This window comes from uncultured Amphritea sp. (assembly GCF_937127095.1).
Lineage (GTDB): Bacteria > Pseudomonadota > Gammaproteobacteria > Pseudomonadales > Balneatricaceae > Amphritea.
In genome coordinates this window covers 64,185-82,925 of record NZ_CAKZLP010000066.1, presented here as the reverse complement: position 1 = coordinate 82,925, position 18,741 = coordinate 64,185, and the positions used below count along the sequence as shown (strand labels likewise).

Annotated in this window: 22 protein-coding genes; 11 read left to right on the top strand and 11 right to left on the bottom strand. The window is 51.4% G+C overall.

Going from position 1 to position 18,741, the window contains the following annotated elements; genetic code table 11:
* The first annotated feature begins 3 nt into the window (after positions 1-3).
* Both Q0499_RS16775 and Q0499_RS16770 read left to right on the top strand, forming a co-directional pair.
* Complete coding sequence (locus Q0499_RS16775) at positions 4-855, top strand: mechanosensitive ion channel domain-containing protein (RefSeq protein WP_299201608.1); 852 nt, start codon at positions 4-6, stop codon at positions 853-855.
* A gap of 128 nt (positions 856-983) precedes the next feature.
* Positions 984-1,436: a GFA family protein gene (locus Q0499_RS16770; RefSeq protein ID WP_299201605.1), complete on the top strand. Its 453-nt coding sequence runs from the start codon at positions 984-986 to the stop codon at positions 1,434-1,436.
* A 70-nt stretch (positions 1,437-1,506) separates the two neighbouring features.
* On the opposite strand, the gene Q0499_RS16765 is transcribed toward Q0499_RS16770, so the two are convergent.
* Complete coding sequence (locus Q0499_RS16765; RefSeq protein WP_299201600.1) at positions 1,507-2,013, bottom strand: DUF3087 family protein; 507 nt, start codon at positions 2,011-2,013, stop codon at positions 1,507-1,509.
* Between the two features lie 147 nt (positions 2,014-2,160).
* On the opposite strand from Q0499_RS16765, the gene Q0499_RS16760 reads away from it, so the two are divergent.
* The 5 genes from Q0499_RS16760 to Q0499_RS16740 all read left to right on the top strand — a co-directional run bounded on the left by Q0499_RS16760 (position 2,161) and on the right by Q0499_RS16740 (position 7,291).
* A complete protein-coding gene (locus Q0499_RS16760) occupies positions 2,161-3,576 on the top strand; it encodes a hypothetical protein (RefSeq protein ID WP_299201598.1) in 1,416 nt (471 codons plus the stop codon).
* 138 nt (positions 3,577-3,714) lie between these two features.
* Entirely contained in the window at positions 3,715-5,436 is a 1,722-nt protein-coding gene (locus Q0499_RS16755; RefSeq protein ID WP_299201595.1) for a proline--tRNA ligase, read from the top strand.
* A gap of 105 nt (positions 5,437-5,541) precedes the next feature.
* Positions 5,542-6,270 carry a PhnD/SsuA/transferrin family substrate-binding protein gene (locus Q0499_RS16750; protein WP_299201592.1) on the top strand — a complete coding sequence of 243 codons (729 nt, stop codon included), beginning with the start codon at positions 5,542-5,544 and terminating at the stop codon, positions 6,268-6,270.
* Between the two features lie 60 nt (positions 6,271-6,330).
* Positions 6,331-6,633, top strand: coding sequence for an antibiotic biosynthesis monooxygenase (locus tag Q0499_RS16745; protein ID WP_299201589.1), 303 nt, complete (start codon positions 6,331-6,333; stop codon positions 6,631-6,633).
* Positions 6,634-6,733: 100 nt separating this feature from the next.
* Positions 6,734-7,291: a lytic transglycosylase domain-containing protein gene (locus tag Q0499_RS16740; protein ID WP_299201586.1), complete on the top strand. Its 558-nt coding sequence runs from the start codon at positions 6,734-6,736 to the stop codon at positions 7,289-7,291.
* A gap of 59 nt (positions 7,292-7,350) precedes the next feature.
* Here Q0499_RS16740 and Q0499_RS16735 read toward each other — a convergent pair whose 3' ends face one another.
* Together Q0499_RS16735 and Q0499_RS16730 are read right to left on the bottom strand one after the other, a co-directional pair.
* The gene (locus Q0499_RS16735) at positions 7,351-7,620 is read right to left on the bottom strand and encodes an acylphosphatase (RefSeq protein WP_299201583.1); all 270 of its coding nucleotides are present in this window, start codon (positions 7,618-7,620) and stop codon (positions 7,351-7,353) included.
* 62 nt (positions 7,621-7,682) lie between these two features.
* The gene (locus Q0499_RS16730; RefSeq protein ID WP_299201580.1) at positions 7,683-8,906 is read right to left on the bottom strand and encodes a YihY family inner membrane protein; all 1,224 of its coding nucleotides are present in this window, start codon (positions 8,904-8,906) and stop codon (positions 7,683-7,685) included.
* Positions 8,907-9,030: 124 nt separating this feature from the next.
* Here Q0499_RS16730 and arsC point away from each other — a divergent pair, with 124 nt between their 5' ends.
* The 4 genes from arsC to Q0499_RS16710 are packed head-to-tail and all read left to right on the top strand — an operon-like array spanning position 9,031 to position 12,150.
* A complete protein-coding gene (gene arsC / locus Q0499_RS16725; protein ID WP_299201575.1) occupies positions 9,031-9,378 on the top strand; it encodes an arsenate reductase (glutaredoxin) in 348 nt (115 codons plus the stop codon).
* Positions 9,379-9,975 (top strand): NAD(P)H:quinone oxidoreductase, encoded by a 597-nt coding sequence (wrbA, locus tag Q0499_RS16720; protein ID WP_299201572.1) that lies wholly within the window; start codon positions 9,379-9,381, stop codon positions 9,973-9,975.
* An 18-nt stretch (positions 9,976-9,993) separates the two neighbouring features.
* Positions 9,994-10,443, top strand: a complete 450-nt coding sequence (locus Q0499_RS16715) for a DUF2069 domain-containing protein (RefSeq protein ID WP_299201569.1) — start codon at positions 9,994-9,996, stop codon at positions 10,441-10,443.
* A gap of 15 nt (positions 10,444-10,458) precedes the next feature.
* Complete coding sequence (locus Q0499_RS16710; protein WP_299201566.1) at positions 10,459-12,150, top strand: SufS family cysteine desulfurase; 1,692 nt, start codon at positions 10,459-10,461, stop codon at positions 12,148-12,150.
* A gap of 21 nt (positions 12,151-12,171) precedes the next feature.
* Here Q0499_RS16710 and Q0499_RS16705 read toward each other — a convergent pair whose 3' ends face one another.
* The 8 genes from Q0499_RS16705 to Q0499_RS16670 form a co-directional block, all read right to left on the bottom strand.
* Positions 12,172-13,473: a sensor domain-containing diguanylate cyclase gene (locus tag Q0499_RS16705; protein WP_299201564.1), complete on the bottom strand. Its 1,302-nt coding sequence runs from the start codon at positions 13,471-13,473 to the stop codon at positions 12,172-12,174.
* 111 nt (positions 13,474-13,584) lie between these two features.
* The gene (tcdA, locus tag Q0499_RS16700) at positions 13,585-14,430 is read right to left on the bottom strand and encodes a tRNA cyclic N6-threonylcarbamoyladenosine(37) synthase TcdA (RefSeq protein WP_299201561.1); all 846 of its coding nucleotides are present in this window, start codon (positions 14,428-14,430) and stop codon (positions 13,585-13,587) included.
* Between the two features lie 15 nt (positions 14,431-14,445).
* On the bottom strand, positions 14,446-14,661 hold the full coding sequence (locus Q0499_RS16695) for a hypothetical protein (RefSeq protein WP_299201558.1): 216 nt from the start codon (positions 14,659-14,661) through the stop codon (positions 14,446-14,448).
* Positions 14,662-14,690: 29 nt separating this feature from the next.
* A complete protein-coding gene (locus Q0499_RS16690; RefSeq protein WP_299201555.1) occupies positions 14,691-15,434 on the bottom strand; it encodes a TIGR01621 family pseudouridine synthase in 744 nt (247 codons plus the stop codon).
* Entirely contained in the window at positions 15,397-15,633 is a 237-nt protein-coding gene (locus Q0499_RS16685; protein ID WP_299201549.1) for a hypothetical protein, read from the bottom strand. The genes Q0499_RS16690 and Q0499_RS16685 overlap by 38 nt, the downstream gene beginning before the upstream one ends.
* Before the next feature lie 32 nt (positions 15,634-15,665).
* Positions 15,666-16,370 carry a DnaA regulatory inactivator Hda gene (gene hda / locus Q0499_RS16680; protein WP_299201546.1) on the bottom strand — a complete coding sequence of 235 codons (705 nt, stop codon included), beginning with the start codon at positions 16,368-16,370 and terminating at the stop codon, positions 15,666-15,668.
* Between the two features lie 149 nt (positions 16,371-16,519).
* On the bottom strand, positions 16,520-17,572 hold the full coding sequence (locus Q0499_RS16675) for an AI-2E family transporter (RefSeq protein WP_299201543.1): 1,053 nt from the start codon (positions 17,570-17,572) through the stop codon (positions 16,520-16,522).
* A gap of 28 nt (positions 17,573-17,600) precedes the next feature.
* A complete protein-coding gene (locus Q0499_RS16670; protein WP_299201540.1) occupies positions 17,601-18,695 on the bottom strand; it encodes a DUF2066 domain-containing protein in 1,095 nt (364 codons plus the stop codon).
* Positions 18,696-18,741 lie beyond the last annotated feature (46 nt).

Genomic DNA, 18,741 nt, shown 5'->3' with positions numbered 1-18,741 from the left:
TCCATGATCAAGGACGAACTGGCCACTCTGACACAGTTTTACACTCTGATTATCGATTTCTTTGTTAACTACAGTTTCCAGGTGATCGGGGCTATCATCATTCTCATCATTGGTCTGATCGTGGCCCGCTGGATTGGTAAGCTGACCCTCCGGCTCTGCCTGCGTAATCATGTTGATGTCACACTCAGCAACTTTATCAGCAGTACCATTAAGCTATTGCTGGTAGCGATGGTAGCCATCATCTGCCTGGGTAAGTTCGGCATCAGCGTAGCCCCCTTTATCGCAGCCATTGGCGCGATCTCCCTCAGTATTGGTCTGGCACTACAGGGAGTCTTCTCTAACTACGGAGCGGGTTTCACGATTATCCTGACGCGCCCCTTCGTCGTCGGTAATACCATTCGTTGCAATGATGTCTGCGGCGTAGTGGAAGAGATCCGACTGGCCTATACCCAACTGTCGACTGAAGATGGTGAAATTATCACCATCCCCAACAAACATATTGTTGGCGAGGTGCTGGTTAACTCCTTTGAGAACACCATCGTTGAAGCGTCTATCGGCATCAGTTACTCCGCCAGCCCTGATAAAGCGATTGAACTGATCAGCGAGCAACTTAACGCTAATGCCACTATCGTGCAGAACCCTGCACCGCAGGTGGGCATTGCAGGCTTCGGTGATTCTTCAGTGAATATTGCCTATCGCTACTGGGTGCCAACAAAGCAGCAGTTTGAGTTACAGTTCCAGATTAATGGGGCAATTTACAAAGCGTTCAGAAACGCGGGGATTGAGATTCCGTTCCCACAGCGTGAAGTCACGCTAAAAACGCCCCCCTCGGAGCAGGAACCAAAATTGCTATAGCCCTTCAACACAACCCTTCAACACAGCACTTCAACATAGATCTTCAACGCAACCCTTAAAAAGAGCCCTGCAGCTAAACGGCGATAAAGCGCTGAAGGAAGAATAATAAGAAATAAAGAGGAACCGTTATGAGCAGTTTGACCCATGAAGAAAACACTGCAGATAAAACCATCACCGGCAGCTGCCTCTGTGGCGCAGTAAAATATCAATACACGGGAGACCCCAGAGGTTTTCAATACTGTCACTGCAGTCGCTGTCAAAAAAGTTCTGGCAGCGCCCATGGCTCATTCATGTTTGTTGCATCGGAACAATTCAAGTGGCTCAGCGGGGCAGATCTGGTAACCCGTTATGAAGTGCCTGATGCACAGTTTTATGCCTCCTGCTTCTGTAGCCGGTGCGGATCATCTCTGCCCTGGGAAGTGAAAGGCGCCAATACTATAGCGATTCCGGCAGGTACACTTGATCAGGATCCGGGCGTTCGGCCCCGCCGCAATATATTTTTTGACTATCGCGCCTGCTGGTTTGAATCCAGCAGTGAGCTGGAGTGTTTTCCCGAAGGCCCGGTGCGAAATAAGGCGTAGCGGTTAACGTCAACCATGAAAAAAGGCCCGATGGGCCTTTTTTCATAAACGCACATAACGTCTGCCCGAATCAGAACTTATCCAGCATAGCCGGCTGAAAATCTTCCATCGTCACCGTAAACCCGCTTTTCTCGATCGTCTGTTCCAGCGCTTTCTTTGATCGGTGCAGATCGTCCATGGTAATAGTATTGTTATCCAGATTGTACAGCTGCTCTGAACCGTTGTAACTCCAGTTCATGATGACCATCGCCTCCCGGTCACCGGTCTCTACCGCTGCCATGATTTTTTTCTGCTTACGATAGATTTTATTGAGCATCTGCTTCAACTCCCAGACATAGACCACTTCATACATATAGTCATGTTCACGGTAACGCCGTAACAAGGAGAGCACCACCACACCCCCTACCACAACACCGGACAGGTTAAGCCAGAAATTGCTACCCTCAGGATTGCCTATCAGTTGGATCAGCAGAGTAGACAGGGTTAAGGCGATCGCGGCAACCACAACCACTGCACCGATCATAATCTGTTTGTAATGCTTAGCGTAACGCTCTTTGTTAATCTGTTTCAGCTGCATATCGGTTTACCGGAATAATAGAAGGCGAGATTATAATGCCTGCGGTGAGTAGCTCCAAGGCGACAGATCAACTATCTTCCATATGTTCAGTCACTAAAGACTTTAATCTATACGAAAGCCAAACGGGTAACAGAATTCATGATGCGCATGGTGATACTGACTCTATTGCTCCTCTTTGCTTTTGTTGCCTCTGGCTGCAGTCAGAACCTACAGCCAACACTGCCTGACAACAAACTATCCGCTAGTTGTATTCCGGCACTGACCGCGTTGCAGCAGCTTAGTATCCGTCACATCGGCATCCAGCAGGGTGAAGTGATGCCGGGTGCCCCCTGGTTACGCAGCAACCGGCTGGTTGATCACTTCGCCCACCAGACTGAACTGTCCGACCCGCAACTGGGTGACCTGCTGAGCTACATGTCGCATCTGGCATCAGCCAGTCTGACACGGGAAAGCCAGCTTCTTCCGGCCAGCCAACGACAACAGTGGCAGCAACACTTTAATGTTGCAGATCCCGGCAGTTATATCGATGGATGCAGTGAAGAACTGGTGCAACAACAACTACTTACCCCCGATAACACCCGCCAATGGTTAGATAGCCTACCTGCGGACAATGATTATCAGCCCCTTGCCCGTATAGCCGGACTATACCCACTGACGGCCCTGCTATTTAAACAGGGAGTTATTCGGGAACATCAATGGCTGCAACAGCAACCTGACGAGTTGCAAAACAGCGCATGGCAGACTTACACACCTCAGATCATACAAACAAGCGCACCCGACCTGAAAGCAGCCGCGCGAAACAGCCTGGGCATAGCAACACTCCCTCCCGCTATCGAACAAGCTCTGTTTGACTATCACGCCCCGCTATGGCGGTTACCCGACAATCAACCGGTTAACCGGCCGGGACACCCTTACTGGGATGAAACCGGTCTTCAGGTGAATCAGTTGCCGGTCAGCTTCACCTATCTTAGTCACGGTATCTATCATCAGCAGACCACCCTACAACTCAACTATTTGATCTGGTTTCCTGAACGTCAGCCCACTGGCCTTTTCGATCTGGTCGCCGGTAAGCATGACGCAGTTATATTCCGGGTTCATCTGACTCAATCCGGGGAGGTTCTGGCCTATGACAGTATCCATCTGTGTGGTTGCTGGTACAGCCTTATTCTGCCAGAAGAACAACGTTATACAGCGACTACCGAACTTTATCGGGAACCTACCTTTGTCTTACACACCGACAAAGGGCGGCAACTGATCTCTCTGACATCCAACTCCCACCTGCTGATCGCAAGCCAGAAGAGTGATCTGACACCGTCTGGTTCAAAGCAGTATCAACTTCTGCCATTTACCGACCTGCTGCAGCTAGCCACGAAAGATAGCCCGCGTTCAGTATTCAACCCTGAGGGTTATGTAGCGGGCTCTGAGCGCCCCGAACGCTGGTTGTTCTGGCCCATGGGGATCAGTAATCCCGGAGCTCTGCGCCGCCCCGGTGATCATGCGATCCGCTTTATCGGCACACTTCACTTTGACGATCCGCTGATCCTTGAAAAGCTCGGCCTGTAGATGCCAGCGTCGCTGGCAATTAACCGTATTTCAACCGCTTTTATGCTTTTTACTTCCCCCTGACCCTTGTTCCAGACCTGAGGGACACATACAATGTTTGGCTAAAATTATCTATCCGATTTCAGGTTTATAAAATCTATGCGAGCCAGCCAATTTCTGATTGCAACACTGAAAGAAACACCATCTGACGCGGAAGTTATCAGCCACCAGCTGATGCTGCGCTCAGGAATGGTCCGTAAAGTCGCCGCCGGCCTGTATAACTGGCTGCCAACAGGCCTGCGTACCCTGCGTAAAGTTGAACGGATTGTGCGCGAAGAGATGGACAAGTCGGGTGCCCAGGAAGTTCTGATGCCTGCGATTCAACCCGCTGAACTTTGGCAGGAGTCAGGTCGCTGGGAAAAATACGGCCCTGAACTACTAAGAGTGCATGACCGTCACAACCGTGAATTCTGTGTTGGCCCGACTCACGAAGAAGTGATTACCGATATGGTGCGCAACGAGATTCACAGTTACAAGCAGTTGCCCGCAAACTTCTACCAGATTCAAACCAAATTTCGCGACGAAGTGCGTCCACGCTTCGGCATAATGCGTTCACGTGAATTTATTATGAAGGACGCATACTCCTTCCACTGCAACCTAGAGTCGCTGCAACAGACCTATGATCTGATGCACCAGACCTACTGCAAAATTTTTGACCGTATCGGTCTGGACTACCGTCCAGTGCTGGCAGACAACGGCTCTATCGGGGGTAATTCATCTCACGAATTCCATGTACTGGCGGACTCTGGTGAAGATGATATCGCCTTCTCCGACAGCAGTGACTTTGCCGCTAACATTGAAAAAGCGGAAGCACTGGCACCGGCAGGCGAGCGTGCAGCCCCCACAGAAGCGATGACACTGGTTGAGACGCCCAATGCCAAAACCATCGCGCAACTGGTTGAACAGCATGGACTGCCCATCGAGAAAACGATTAAAACCCTGTTTGTCAAAGCCTCTGAAGAGTGCGAAGCCGACTTCGTTGCACTGCTGGTGCGGGGTGATCACGACCTGAACGAGATTAAAGCTGAAAAGCTATCTCAGGTTGCTGAACCTCTGGAGATGGCCGATGAAGAATCGATCAAAGCACTGATCGGTGCGGGTCCGGGTTCACTGGGGCCGGTAAACCTGCCAATTCCCTGCATCGTTGACCGCACCGTCGCGCAGATGTCAGACTTCGGCGCTGGCGCTAACATCGAAGGCAAACACTATTTCGGCATCAACTGGGAGCGTGATGTTGCCCTGCCTGAAGTGGCAGACCTGCGCAACGTTGTCGAAGGCGACCCAAGCCCATGTGGCCAGGGTAAGATCGTTATCAAACGCGGTATCGAAGTCGGTCATATTTTCCAGCTGGGTCAGCAGTATGCCAAAGCACTGAACGCCACTGTTCTGGATGAAAATGGCAAAGCGGTCACTATGGATATGGGCTGCTATGGTATCGGTGTCACCCGCGTGGTGGCTGCGGCAATTGAGCAAAACTACGATAGCAACGGCATTATCTGGCCAGAGGCTATTGCTCCTTTCAGCATCGCGCTGGTCGCGCTGAAGTATGAAAAATCTGATGTGGTGCGCGAACAGGCTGACAAACTCTATGCAGAGCTGACTCAGGCTGGCTACGAAGTCATTCTGGATGACCGTCCTAAGGTCAGCCCTGGCGTGAAAATGGCCGATATGGAACTGATGGGCATCCCACACCGCATCGTCATCTCCGACCGGGGTCTGGAAGCAGGCACGCTGGAATACAAAGGTCGCCGGGATTCTGAAAAGCAGGAGATCCCGTTGGCTGAGTTGAGCGGGTTTATCGAGCGCACAGTGACTAAGTAAACCCGATAAGCAGGCCTCAGGCCTGCTTTTTTTGGTCTGTAATTAAGCGCTGAGTGTCATTCAAGGCTCACGGTCTCTCAGTAAAACCTGCACTGGTATCTGTTCATGGATAAAATCCGTCTTCTGGTTCCCCCAAGTGATACGGCTCAGAACTCCGAACGCTGGTATGAGTTTGCAATCTACCTGAGCCGCGCAACCGGATTAGCCCTGAGTCCGGTCATCAGCGGCACTGCTGAAGACTACCAACAGGAATTTTCTCAGGCTGAGATCATCTACTGCACTCCCGAACTGATCCCGACACTGATCCGCGAGTTTCGCTTTATCCCTCTGATGCAACCGGCCGGGATCTACGAAGAGGTTGCCATCGTATCCGGCCCTGCAGCGACGCTACATCGCCTCAGTGGTATTCAGGACAGCCCACTCGGCGGCATCAAAGGAACCTTTGCTAACCGCCTTGGCCTGACGACACTGACGCAGAAACAGATTCGCCCCGCTGCGATGGCATACCGCGATAACTGGCTGCAACTGCTTAAAGCGGTACAACAGGGAGATCTGCCCTACGCCCTGCTAAGTAAACAGTTTATGGAGCAACTCTCTCCATTGAGCCTGTCCTCGGTTAATCTTCTGGCCCGCAGCAATCTACATAAAGCCTATCCGTTGCTGCTAGCTGCACCACAGCTTAAACCGCATATCAGCATAATGAGACAACAGCTTCAGGCAATGAGTGACGATCCGAAAGGTGCACAGGTTCTGGAAATACTGAAAATTCAGGGCTGGAAAAAACCGACTGAGCAAAGCATTATTGATATGGTTAAAATACTCCGTGGAAAATAGCTCCACCGGCGCAAGGCTGTAACCAACCAATGCCACGTTAATCAAAGGATACCCATACCTATGTATATCGCTATGAACCGCTTTCGGATTAAGCCAGGCCATGAACAGGACTTTATTGAGATCTGGCAAAACCGTGACAGCCACCTTGAAACAGTACCCGGCTTTATCTCCTTTAATCTACTGCAGGGAGAGAGCAAAGAGGATCACACCCTGATGTCATCCCACGCAGTATGGGAAGATAAAGCGGCATTTGAAGGCTGGCTTAAATCCGATGCATTTAAAAAAGCTCACGCCAATGCAGGCTCTCGCAGAGATATCTATCTGGGTCCGCCACAATTTGAAGGATTTGAAGCCGTGATTTAAAATGACCCGGGGCATGATAAACAAAGTGAGTGGCGATTTTAGTTTAACTGTCCCGACTAATACTCTACTTTGACTGATTTATGATGGATGGAAGCTGTCTGTGCGACTGACAATAACTCTGCTACTGTTTTTTTCACTGTCACTGCCTGCGATGGCTGCAGCAGAAGAAGTAGACCCTGCGTTGCGGGATGCGCTAAAGCAGGCATTTGCACAGAGCAATAGCTTCACCGACCGGTTTGACGCAGAAGTATGGCTGACCGATATGTCCGGACGAACAAACCGTTATGTCAAAGATGATCTCGAACGGATTGACATTTTGCGCACCGTTCATGCCGAAGCCGACCGGGTTGAGTTACCTGTGTCATTAATCCTGGGCGTTATCCATACAGAGAGTCGCTTCAACCGGTTTGCAGTATCAGTGGTGGGCGCACAGGGACTGATGCAGGTGATGCCTTTCTGGAAAAAAGAGATCGGCCGCAGCGATGATAATCTCACCAACATTCAGACCAACCTGCGTTACGGTTCGACTATTCTCAAATACTATCTGCAGCGTTCAAAAGGCAATATGACCGAGGCCCTGGCACGCTACAACGGCAGCTACGGAAAAGTATGGTACCCGGAAAAAGTGTACCGCAATCAGCGTCGCTACGAAGACTAAACCTGAAAACGCAGCATCTAGCCGGTTTTATCCAGGGCAGTACACATTATAAGAAACCATCAGCGAATCACAAAACCGTCAAACGCTTCCGCCGTTTCAGCCCGTTCGCTTTTAACCTCTGCAACAGAGGCCAGTGCAGGGCCTAAACTCAACCACGCTTCAAGCTGCATCAGCCCATGCTCGTTACCGCAGGCCATGACCTCTACCCGGCCATCATCAAGATTACGTACCCAACCGGTTAAGCCATGTGCCTGAGCAGCCTCAAGTGTGGACTGGCGAAACCAGACCCCCTGCACACGGCCACTGATAAATGCGTGCAAACACTGCATAGTTTCGATTCCTCTACAACACTGTAATGATAGCTGCTCACTACGAGCAGTGGTTAAATGTCTCAGGTGGTTTCAGCAAACAACTGTTCAAGCGTCAGGCTGAGTTGCTCCTGGCGCTGCTGGCTCAGATTTTCTAAGCGCTGATCCAGTTCATTCTGCCAACCATCTTCAGTCTCTACGGCAGAGCGTTCCGGCAGCGGCCAGGGCAGCAGCTGATTCAGTTGCTCCAGGGTAAAGCTCCCCATATCACGAGCCAGTATATAGCCCCCTCTATCAGTACGGCTGATCACCGAAGCATCCAGTAAAATCGTGCTATAACTGTCCCACTCATTTTGTTCAAGCCCGCTAACCTGCTGCAGCAACTGTCGGTCAGACAGTGTCTCGCCAAGCTGCTGAGCCTGCCACAACCGTTGCAATACCGCCACCATGGTATGCAGATGAGAATAGTGTCTGCCCCGCCGATGGTCACGGTAAACCGACAGCGCCCGACTCAACTCGGCCCCCAGCAAAATAATTGTCCAGGAGATGAATATCCAGGCCAGAAACAGGGGTACCGCAGCAAAGGCACCGTATATCAGCTCGTAGGAGGGAAACTGGGTGACAAAAAACGCAAATGCACGCTTGGCCGTTTCAAACAGGAGTGCAACCACCAACCCGCCGATCACCGCATTACCCAGCGGCACCTTACAATTAGGCACGGCAGCATATAACAGAGTAAACGCAGCGGCAGACATCGCAACCGGCAACACCGACAATAGCCGAGCCTTACCCACCAGCTCCGTCGCACTGGTGAACAGTGACATAGACGCGATATAGGAACTAACCAGCAACCCTACACCGATCAGAATCGGCCCGAGACTCAGTACCGCCCAGTACAGTAGAAAACTGGACATCCCCTTACGCGGTTCACTGACTCGCCAGATACGGTTAAATGCAGCTTCAATATTTTTCATCATCATAATCGATGTAACAAACAGAAAGATCAAACCGACAGCAGTCAGTTTGCTTGCCTGGGCGGCAAAATCACTCAGATATTCCTGCACCACCGCGCCGGTTGCCGGGACAAAGTTTTCAAAGATCCAGCCTTGCAGTTGCGGCCCGGCTTCCTGAAATGAGGGAATAGCCGCCAGCATTGCGTAGGAGACAGTCATCAATGGAACCACCGCAAACAACGTGGTATAGGTCAGGGCAGAAGCGTTCAGCACCCCCTTATTGATGACGAACTGGCGGGCAAGATAGAGAATGAAATGCCAGACGCTCCGCAGGGTTAACAGATGATTACTCATCACAACGATCCTGTGTTGATGAATTAAACCGATATAATACCCTGCTGCTCTTTAGGCTGGTAGCTAAGCTGTATACAATATCGCACTAACCATACTATCTGCCGTTACTAACAGGATACGTTTCATGACTGTTGAGATCTATCACAACCCACGCTGTTCTAAATCCCGTGCAACCCTGGCGTTGCTGGAAGAGAATAATGTCATCCCTGAGGTGCGCCTCTATCTGGAAAATCCACCGACCGCCGCACAACTGACTGAGGTGATCACACAGCTGGGTATCGCGCCCCGTGAGCTGCTGCGCAAGGGTGAAGATGAGTATAAAGAGAACAATCTTAAAGATGACAGCCTCAGTGATCAGCAGATTATCGACCTGATGGTGCAGTTCCCCCGTTTGATTGAACGCCCTATCGTTATCACCCAGGGTAAAGCCCGTATCGGTCGTCCGCCTGAATCTGTTCTGGAGATTCTCTGAGTGTCGAACCCTTACGTTCTGGTGCTTTACTACAGTCGCCATGGTGCCACCTGCGCCATGGCGAAGCAGATATCCCGGGGAATCGAACAATGCGGCATCGAAGCCCGTCTGCGCACCGTTCCGGCGATCTCTGCAAACTGCGAAGCCACCGAAGACAGCATTCCGGCCAGCGGCGATCTGTACTGTACCGCTGACGATCTGGCAAACTGCTCCGGTCTCGCGCTGGGCAGCCCAACCCGGTTTGGTAATATGGCAGCGCCGTTAAAGTACTTCATTGATTCCACCAGCAGCCTCTGGCTTAGTGGCGCACTGATCGACAAACCCGCCGCGGTATTCAGCTCCAGCTCCAGCCTTCATGGAGGACAGGAAAGCACCCTGCTAACGATGATGCTGCCGCTGCTTCATCATGGCATGGTAATCTGCGGCCTGCCCTACAGCGAAGCTGGGCTGATCAGCACCCAAACCGGCGGCACTCCCTACGGTGCAACCCATCTGGCAGGCCAGAACAGCGACCGGCCTCTGGACGAAACTGAATCTGCACTCTGCCTGGCGCAGGGTAAACGACTTGGCCGCCTGGCCATTCAGCTACACGCTTAAATATTGCAGGATCAAACAATGCAGAACACACTCGCAAAAAAGGTTGCTATCAGCCGCGCCGTTACCCTCTTCAGCTATTTTGGTCTGATTCTGTTATTAACGGCATGGCATCTGATCATCTTTCCACATGAGATAGCCAACCCTTACAGTATCTGGGCATTTCAAACCGTACCACTACTGCTGTTTTATCCGGTCATACTCAAGAAACATCTGCGGGGCCATATCTGGCTATGCTTTTTTATTACAGTCTATTTTATGCACGCCGTCACCATAGCGATGTCGGCACACAGCAGCGCCGCTCTCGCGCTGGCAGAAACACTGCTGGTGGTAGCGTTGTTTATCGGTGCGATGATGTTTGCCCGCTGGCAAAGTCAGCTTAATAAGCTGCTGAGTAGTACCGCTCAGAATGGCGCTGATCAAAATAGCGCTTCTGAAAAGAGCTCGTCTCAAAACATCTCTGCAGGCTGATAACAGGAAAACGTTGTGGATCTACACTCAGTCAGACAACAGTTTCCGGCGCTGCAACAGCAGATCAATGATCACCCGCTGATCTATCTGGACAATGCGGCCACCAGCCAGAAACCGGAAACGGTGATTCGGGCTGTTGAACAGTTCTACCGTCATCAGAATGCCAATGTTCACCGGGGTGCGCATCAGCTCAGTGAGCGCGCTACCAGCGCCTTCGAAGCAGCACGCACCACGGTAAAAACATTTATCAATGCAGCATCTGAGCAGGAAATCATCTGGACCCGGGGCACCACCGAGGGGATCAACCTGATCGCCCAGAGTTATGCCCGCCCGCTGCTGCAACCCGGCGATGAAATTCTGCTGACGGAACTGGAACACCACGCCAATATCGTCCCCTGGCAGATTGTCGCGGAGCAAACCGGCGCGCTGATCACTGTCGTCCCCATCAACGAAAACGGCGACCTCAATCTGCAGCGCTTTGCTGAACTGTTGAACGATAGGACCCGCATCGTCAGCCTGACCCATATCTCAAATGCCCTGGGCACCATCAACCCGGTTGCCGGACTGGTGCGCCAGGCTAAAGCAGTTGGCGCGGCGGTGGTGATCGACGGTGCTCAGGCAGCGCCCCATCTTGAAATCGATGTGCAGCGGCTGGGATGTGATTTCTATCTATTTTCCGGGCACAAGCTCTTTGCTCCCACCGGCATCGGCGTACTTTACGGCCGTCAACAGCTTCTGGGAGCGATGCCCCCCTGGCAGGCCGGTGGTGAGATGATTAGTCGCGTGGCGTTTAGTGGCACAACCTATAACGCCCTGCCTTTTAAGTTTGAGGCGGGCACACCCAATATCAGCGGTGCACTGGGGCTGGCTGAAGCGATTCATTTTCTCAGCGCACTGGATCGCAAAGCACTGGCACGTCATGAACGGGCACTGATGAGCAAAGCACTTGAGCTATGCTCAGCTATCCCGGGCTTCACCCGTATCGGCAGCCCAACAGCCTGCACCTCGATTCTATCTTTCCAGCTGAGCAGCCATCATCAGCAGGATGTTGGTCTGATGCTCGATCAACAGGGTATCGCCCTGCGCACCGGTCACCACTGCGCAATGCCATTGATGGAACGGCTTGGGCTGCCCGGCACAGTCAGAGCATCGTTCTGTTTCTACAACACCCTTGAAGAGGTTGAACGCTTTGCCCAGGCACTGGAGCAAATTAGCCAGATGCGCAGCTTTGCAGTGGCCGAAACCATATCGACACAATCCATCTTTGACAGTTCTCCGTTTGGCCGGGAAGTCCGCGACAGTGATATCCTTGCTCAACTCACCCCTTTAAAACACTGGAATGATCGTTATCGGGAGATCATGCAGCTGGGTAAGCAACTGCCAGCGTTCACCACCGCAATGAAAACAGACGAGCATCGTATAAACGGCTGTGAAAGTGACGCATGGTTACAGGTGAGTCAGGACGCTGAGGGCAGGCTGTGGTTTGCGGCGGATTCAGATGCCCGCATCATTCGCGGACTCATAGCGCTGGTACTTGCGGCAGTCAATGGTCGCCAGCCAGAACAGATTCTGGCATTTGATATGAAAGATTATTTTGATCAGCTGCAGCTAACGCGTCACCTGAGTCCATCCAGAGGCAACGGCCTGAATGCGATTATTCAAGCGGTTAGCGAGCGGGCATTACAGCGCGCGCATAACCCGGAATGATGCGGTTAAAAACAGCTCGGGCTATACACCATCCCCCTCACGACTGATATAAATCCGGTTGCGTCCCTCTGCTTTAGCTTCATAGAGGGCGTCATCGGCACATTTGATCAAACTATCCAGAGACTGAGAGTGAACCGGAAAGCTGGCAAGCCCGGCACTAAAGGTATAATTAATCTCACGGCCTTCCAGCTCCAGCACCACCGGGTTGTCTCCCAGCTTTTCTTTTAGCTGTTCGATCAGCTGCTGAGCACTACAGATCTCGGTGTTCGGCAACAATAGCAGAAACTCCTCCCCGCCCCAACGCATCAGCGAATCCGACTTACGCAGGGTAGTACTCATCAGCTCAACAAAGTGCTTCAACACTGAATCCCCCACCAGATGGCCAAAGGAGTCATTAATATTCTTAAAATGATCCAGATCGATCAGGCAGACAGCCAGGCTCTGGCTATAGCGCAAAGCAAAACTAAGCTGCTTAGAGAAGTGTATATAGCCTGCACGCCGGTTCAGCAAACCGGTCAGGTGATCATGACTGGCCTGCTCTCGCAACTGCTCTTCCAGATCTTTACTGCGGGTAATATCATGCACCATTCCCACGACCCGTAAAGGGTTACCTTCATCATCCTGTTGGCAGATGCGGCCCCGATCTCTGACCCAGATATAGCTGCCATCGCGTTTTCGTATCTGATATTCCGCACTATAACTCCCGGCCCGTCCTTCAAGGTGATCGTTCAGCGCTGCAATCACCCGCTCACGATCTGACTCATGTACCGCTTGCGTCCAGGTATCCAGATTCGGTGTCATTTCATGGGGAAGGTAACCTAACATCTGCTTCAGCTGTGGCGAGAAAAACACTTCGTTACTACCTATCTCCCAATCCCACAGCCCGTCCACTGCTTCATTCAGGGCATAGGTCAGGCGGGCATCCCTGGTACGAAACTCCTCGCGCTGGGATGAGGTTCGATCAAGGTTGCGAGCCACCGACAGAAAAAGTGGCTGACCTTCGAACTCGATCACACTGGTATAGACTTCCACCGGGAAAGAGGTACCGCGCTGATGATAGTGACGACCAATAAAGGTAAATGCATTCGGGTGAGAAGCAAAAACAATCTCCACAATCTGCGCCCAGTGCTCCTCATTTTCAACGCCTTGTTGCAACGAGATAACACTGTGTTCTAACAGTTGCTCACGACTCATCCCAAGGTCTTGCCAGGCACAAGTATTTGCATCGAGAATACGCGAGTTTTGCGGATCTATAACATAGATCGCATCACTGCAGCCCTCAAAAATAGCTTTATAAAATCCTTCTGAAAAGCACATTGACATTGATAAGCCGGATATCCGTTTGCGAGAGAATCAAGACACTTTAGACTGTTGCACTAAAAGGTCAACTGCAATAGTCAGTCAACGCCTCATATCAGGGAGTTTAAAGCATGATTATAACGATTTCCCCTCTAGTTCAACGCTCTCTAGTTCAACGCTCTCTAGTTCAGCGCTCTCTCGGTCAGCTCTTTCGAGCATCTTTTGCAGCACCCGGGATACCGCAACAAAGCCAAACGTAGCAGTGACACAGGTAGACGCACCAAAACCGCCACTGCAATCAAGACGGGTATTACCTTCCGCAACCGACTTCATCTGACAGACACTGCCATCCGCCTGAGGATAAACCAATTGTTCAGTAGAATAGACACAATCAACCGCAAACCGCCGGCCGCTCTTACTGAAGTTGTAATAGCGGCGCAACAGTGAACGGGTTTTAGCCGCCAGAGGATCATGGTTAGTTTTGCTCAGATCGACGATATTAATCTGCGTAGGGTCTGTTTGCCCTCCCGCCCCCCCGACGGTGATAATCGGAATTTTATTACGCTTGCAGTGCGCAATCAGAGCCGCTTTCTCTTTCACGCTATCAATACAATCGATCACATAGTTGAACCGACGTCCGATCAGCTGGGGAATATTTTCCAGAGTGATGAAGTCATCAACGATCTCAACCTGGCACTCAGGGTTTATATGGCGTATCCGTTCTGCCATCACCTCTGTTTTTGGCTCACCAATCGTGCTATCCAGAGCATGTATCTGCCGATTGGTGTTGGTAACACAGATATCATCCAGATCGATCAGGGTGATATTACCAATGGCTGAACGTGCCAGCGCTTCAGCAGCCCAGGAACCCACACCACCTATACCGATCACACAGATATGGGACTGGCGGAACAGCTCAGCTCCGGTTAGGCCATACAACCTCTGAGTACCACCAAATCGCTGATTAAAAGAGTCGTTCATATAAAAAAAAAGGCCTTAAAAGTCGTCTTCTGTGAGTTCGGTCAGCACAACGTTTTCGCAGCGTTCACACTCACCTTCAATAAAAATAACCCCCTTATGGAGGTATTCCCGCGGATTTTTCATTCCCAGGTTGGCTTCCTGACAGTTATCACACCAGGTTTCCTGAAGAAACGCCTGCTGCTCTTCCTCACTACGGGCATGGAAATCCCGTTCGGTTCGGTCATCTTTCATTGAAACACTCTTATTACGGTTGGGTCATGTTACGCTTTTGGCCAGGCAAGACTGCCGGGCGGTTTCCAGCTTTCAAGCTGCTGTTTTACAGCATCCTGAAGAAACAGCTCACCAATATCCGGATCACACAGATACTCTCGTCGCTCACCTTGCCAGTCAAATGCCAAACACCAGGCGTGCAGATACCCCCGGTCGGCAGATTGCTCTGATGCGCTATGGTAACGCTGATCGCCGATAATAGCCGCGCCGACACTCTTCAGGGCAACGCGTAACTGATGAGTTTTGCCGGTTAAAGGGCGCAGCAAAAACAGACGCAGCCCGGGCGATGCTGCGCAACTGAAAAAACGGGTCACGGCGGGATTGCTCATACCGGTGGTCAACTTCCAGCTGCCTCTGCGGCTGCGTTCCATATCACCTTTAATCAGCCCCTGCTTTTTACGGGGCTTTTGATCGGACAACGCAATGTAGTATTTTTCTACCGTTCGTAGCTGAAACTGCTGGGAAAGAATAGAGGCGGCCTGTGCATGACGCCCCAGTAATAATAAACCTGAGGTCATTTTATCCAGACGGTGAACCAGATACAGAGGGCCACAACTCAGGTCAGTAGCGATCTGTTGTAAAAGGCCAGTCTCCGCCTCATCACGATGTACGGAGACTCCCGGTGCCTTATTAATAATCAGATAATCGTCTGTCTGAACGACCAGTGAGTACCCCTTCATAGCGCCGCTATCCACTTTAGAAAAGCGACACATACGCCCGCAGTGAGTGTCCATGCCAGTACAACCCGGTTAGCCGTCGGGTAACCCAGTGCGCTTCAGCATTGCTGCCTTCAATAGTCAGCACTGCAACAGTCTGTTCAGGAAGATCACCCGACATAATGCTCAACTCATCTACTTCAGCATAATGAGATAACATCTCTCTTAAGTCCTTTTCAGACACGTCCGATGTAAAACCTGCCAGAATAATATTCATAGTCCGCCGTATTAAGGGGTCATTTAAATGGATTAAAGACCCAGAACCTGTTTAACAAATGGAATTGTCACTTTACGCTTGGCACTCAGCGATGCTGAGTCAAGTTTATCCAGCAACTCAAACAGGTCAGCCATACTGCGACTGGCCCGGTGGATCAAAAACCAGGCAACCTCTTCACTAATGGTAAAACCACGCCCACGTGCACGCAATTGCAACGCGCGCACCTTGCCTTCATCGTCCAGATTATGCACCTGAAACACCATCCCCCAGCTCAGGCGCGAAGCCAGATCAGGCAGATTGAGGTTTAATTGTCTGGGGGCGCGGTCACCGGCTACCAGCAATCGGTTATTTTCAGCGCGTATACGATTGAAAAAGTGGAATATTCCCTCTTCCCACTGTTTATTACCCGCAATAATCTGAATATGGTCAAGACAGACCAGATCAAGATGCTCCATGCCTTCGAGCACACCTGGCCCCATATCAAGCAGTTCATCCAGGGGCAGGTAAACAGCGGTGCGGCCAACCGGGTCAGAGGCGTGACAAACCGCCTGCAACAGATGGGAGCAACCACTATCACTGTTACCCCAGATGTATAAATATTGCTCCCCTTCACCCTGGGCAGCCTGATCCAGCGTGTTGCACAGCAACTCATTCCCCTGGCAAAGGAAATTCTCAAATCGGGCATCATCCCGCAGAGTGATACCCAGGGGTATCTGAAAGGGCTCAGGACTACTCATCTATCAATATATATATGGCCTGCAGTTGGACACCGGGCCTTTTCTCATCGTTTAAAGTTTCTGGATTTTTAAGCTTTGCGGTACAGCTTAAACTCACTATTTTCTCAGCGCCGGACATTAAATCGCTGCATCATCTGTATACACACTGCTCAGCAGTCATAAAGTTTACTACTTTTGTATCCCTGATGCAGATGTCGAAGGAGCACCATAATAACGGCAGCAACGGGAAGTGCAATCAAAATCCCGACAAAACCGAACAGCTGTCCACCCGCCATGATGGCGAATATTACCGCCACGGGATGCAGCCCGATTCGGTCCCCTACTAAAAGGGGCGTCAGCACCATCCCTTCCAGTGCCTGACCTATGGCAAATACCACACCAACCCATGCCAGCATCGTCAGATCATTAAATTGCAGCATTGCAGCAACACCTGCCGCTACAATACCGACAATAAACCCCATATAGGGCACAATACTGGCCAGACCTGCCAGCATACCTACTAGTAAGGCCAGGTCCAGACCAACGCTCCAGAGTCCGAGGGAGTAGATCACCCCAAGCGCCAGCATGACCAGCAATTGCCCCTTAATGAAGGCACCCAGAACCTCATCACATTCCTGAGCCCAGAGGGTTACCTTTTTTTCCACATTCCGCGGCAACAGGAAACCTATTTTATCCATCATCACGTCCCAGTCGCGTAACAGATAAAACATCACCACAGGAATCAGCACCAGATTAGCCACCCAGGCAGCCACTGCCAATCCTGACTGACCGACACTGCTGAACAGCCCTTTAACCAGACTACCGGTCTGTTGCCAATGACCACTCATGAGCTCTTTCAGGCTTTGCAGATCAAACCCGGCAAGCGATATGCCAATATTCTCTTCCACCCAGGGGATCCACACAGTCTCAACCATGGTAAGCACCTGGGGCACCATTTTAACCATCACCTGCAGCTGCGAACCTAGTTTCGGTAACAGCCAGACCACCAGCAACAGCAACACGGAGGTCATCATCAAAAACACCACAACCACAGAAAACGTCCGGCTTAGCCCCCTCGCTTCCAGCCTGTCGGCCAAAGGATCGGTGAGATAAGCCAGTAGTGCGGCAACGATAAAAGGCGATAAAATCGGCTGCAACAGGTAGAGCAGAAACCCTAAAACCAGTGTAAAAATAAGAAAAAACCACCGCTGCGAATCGCTCATAAGCACTCCCTTTCGACCACTCTTTGATTCACTGTTCCTGCTGCCAGCGATATGAATATACCGTTTCAGCATTACCGCTGCTAAAACGGGGTGTTGGCGACATACGCTGATTCAGGCGAACTGCCTGCTCAAGCGCCTGCACCCCTCCCTGAAGCTCGACCCGGAACAATACCCGGTCGGCATCAACACCACTGACGCGCACCGCCTCGACCGGAGGTAACTGACGCAGATAATCCACTAACTGCAGATAATCTTCTATTTCGACTATATTAGCGACTTCAAGTTGCAATCCTGTTTCGACGTAATTAAAACGGGAAGCCCCCAGGGAGGCCAGAGCAAAATCAGCCGATTCATTGATGACCTGCTTTAACTGCTCTGACAACGAACCGGACGGCGTCATCGAACGGGCTTGCCCCTCTTTTAGCAGCAGCCACTCTGTTTGCCAGCCACCGCCATTGCCCTGCAACAGCCGCCCAACCAGAATGCCGTCGGGCTGGTATCGCTCAGAGGCTTGCTGAATCGGTTCACGAAAAAAGCCCCACAGATCACTGACATCGAGCGCATTCTGATCATTAAGATCCAACAAAGGCAGACTCAGGGGCAAGCCCCGCAGATCGGCCTGCTGCAGCAGCTCAGTATAAATCTGGCTCTCCTGTGAGACAAAATCACGGGCAGCTGCGCCCCGTTGCTGAGCCAGCCATACCAACAATACTGGACGGGCATGGCCGATTGCTCTCATACCTGATTGCTGCAACAACTGATCGATCAGCACCGGATCGAACTCCAGCAGCAACCGCTGCCCCAGCACTTCCCGACCATCGCCTGCGGCTACCGGAATCTGAGTGGCCTGATAACCAAACTGATTCAGCCAGGCCGATGGCTGTTGTAACGCATTCACCACCGCAGGCTTGTTAACCACATTGCTACGACCGGATACTTTAATCAGCACCGCTCTCAGACCTGCTTGCAACTGATCGACACCCGGCTGAGCCAGCTGCTCCGGCACCAGCATCTCTGCGGTATAGAGTCCTTTGACAGTAGCAGCCTGCGCCAGGCCGCATACACCGGTTAATAACAACACCAGCAGACAGTTACAAAGATTGCGCATCATGATCGTTTTCATACCCTGTTTTACTCCCAGGACAGCAACCCTGGCAGTCTGAAAAAAA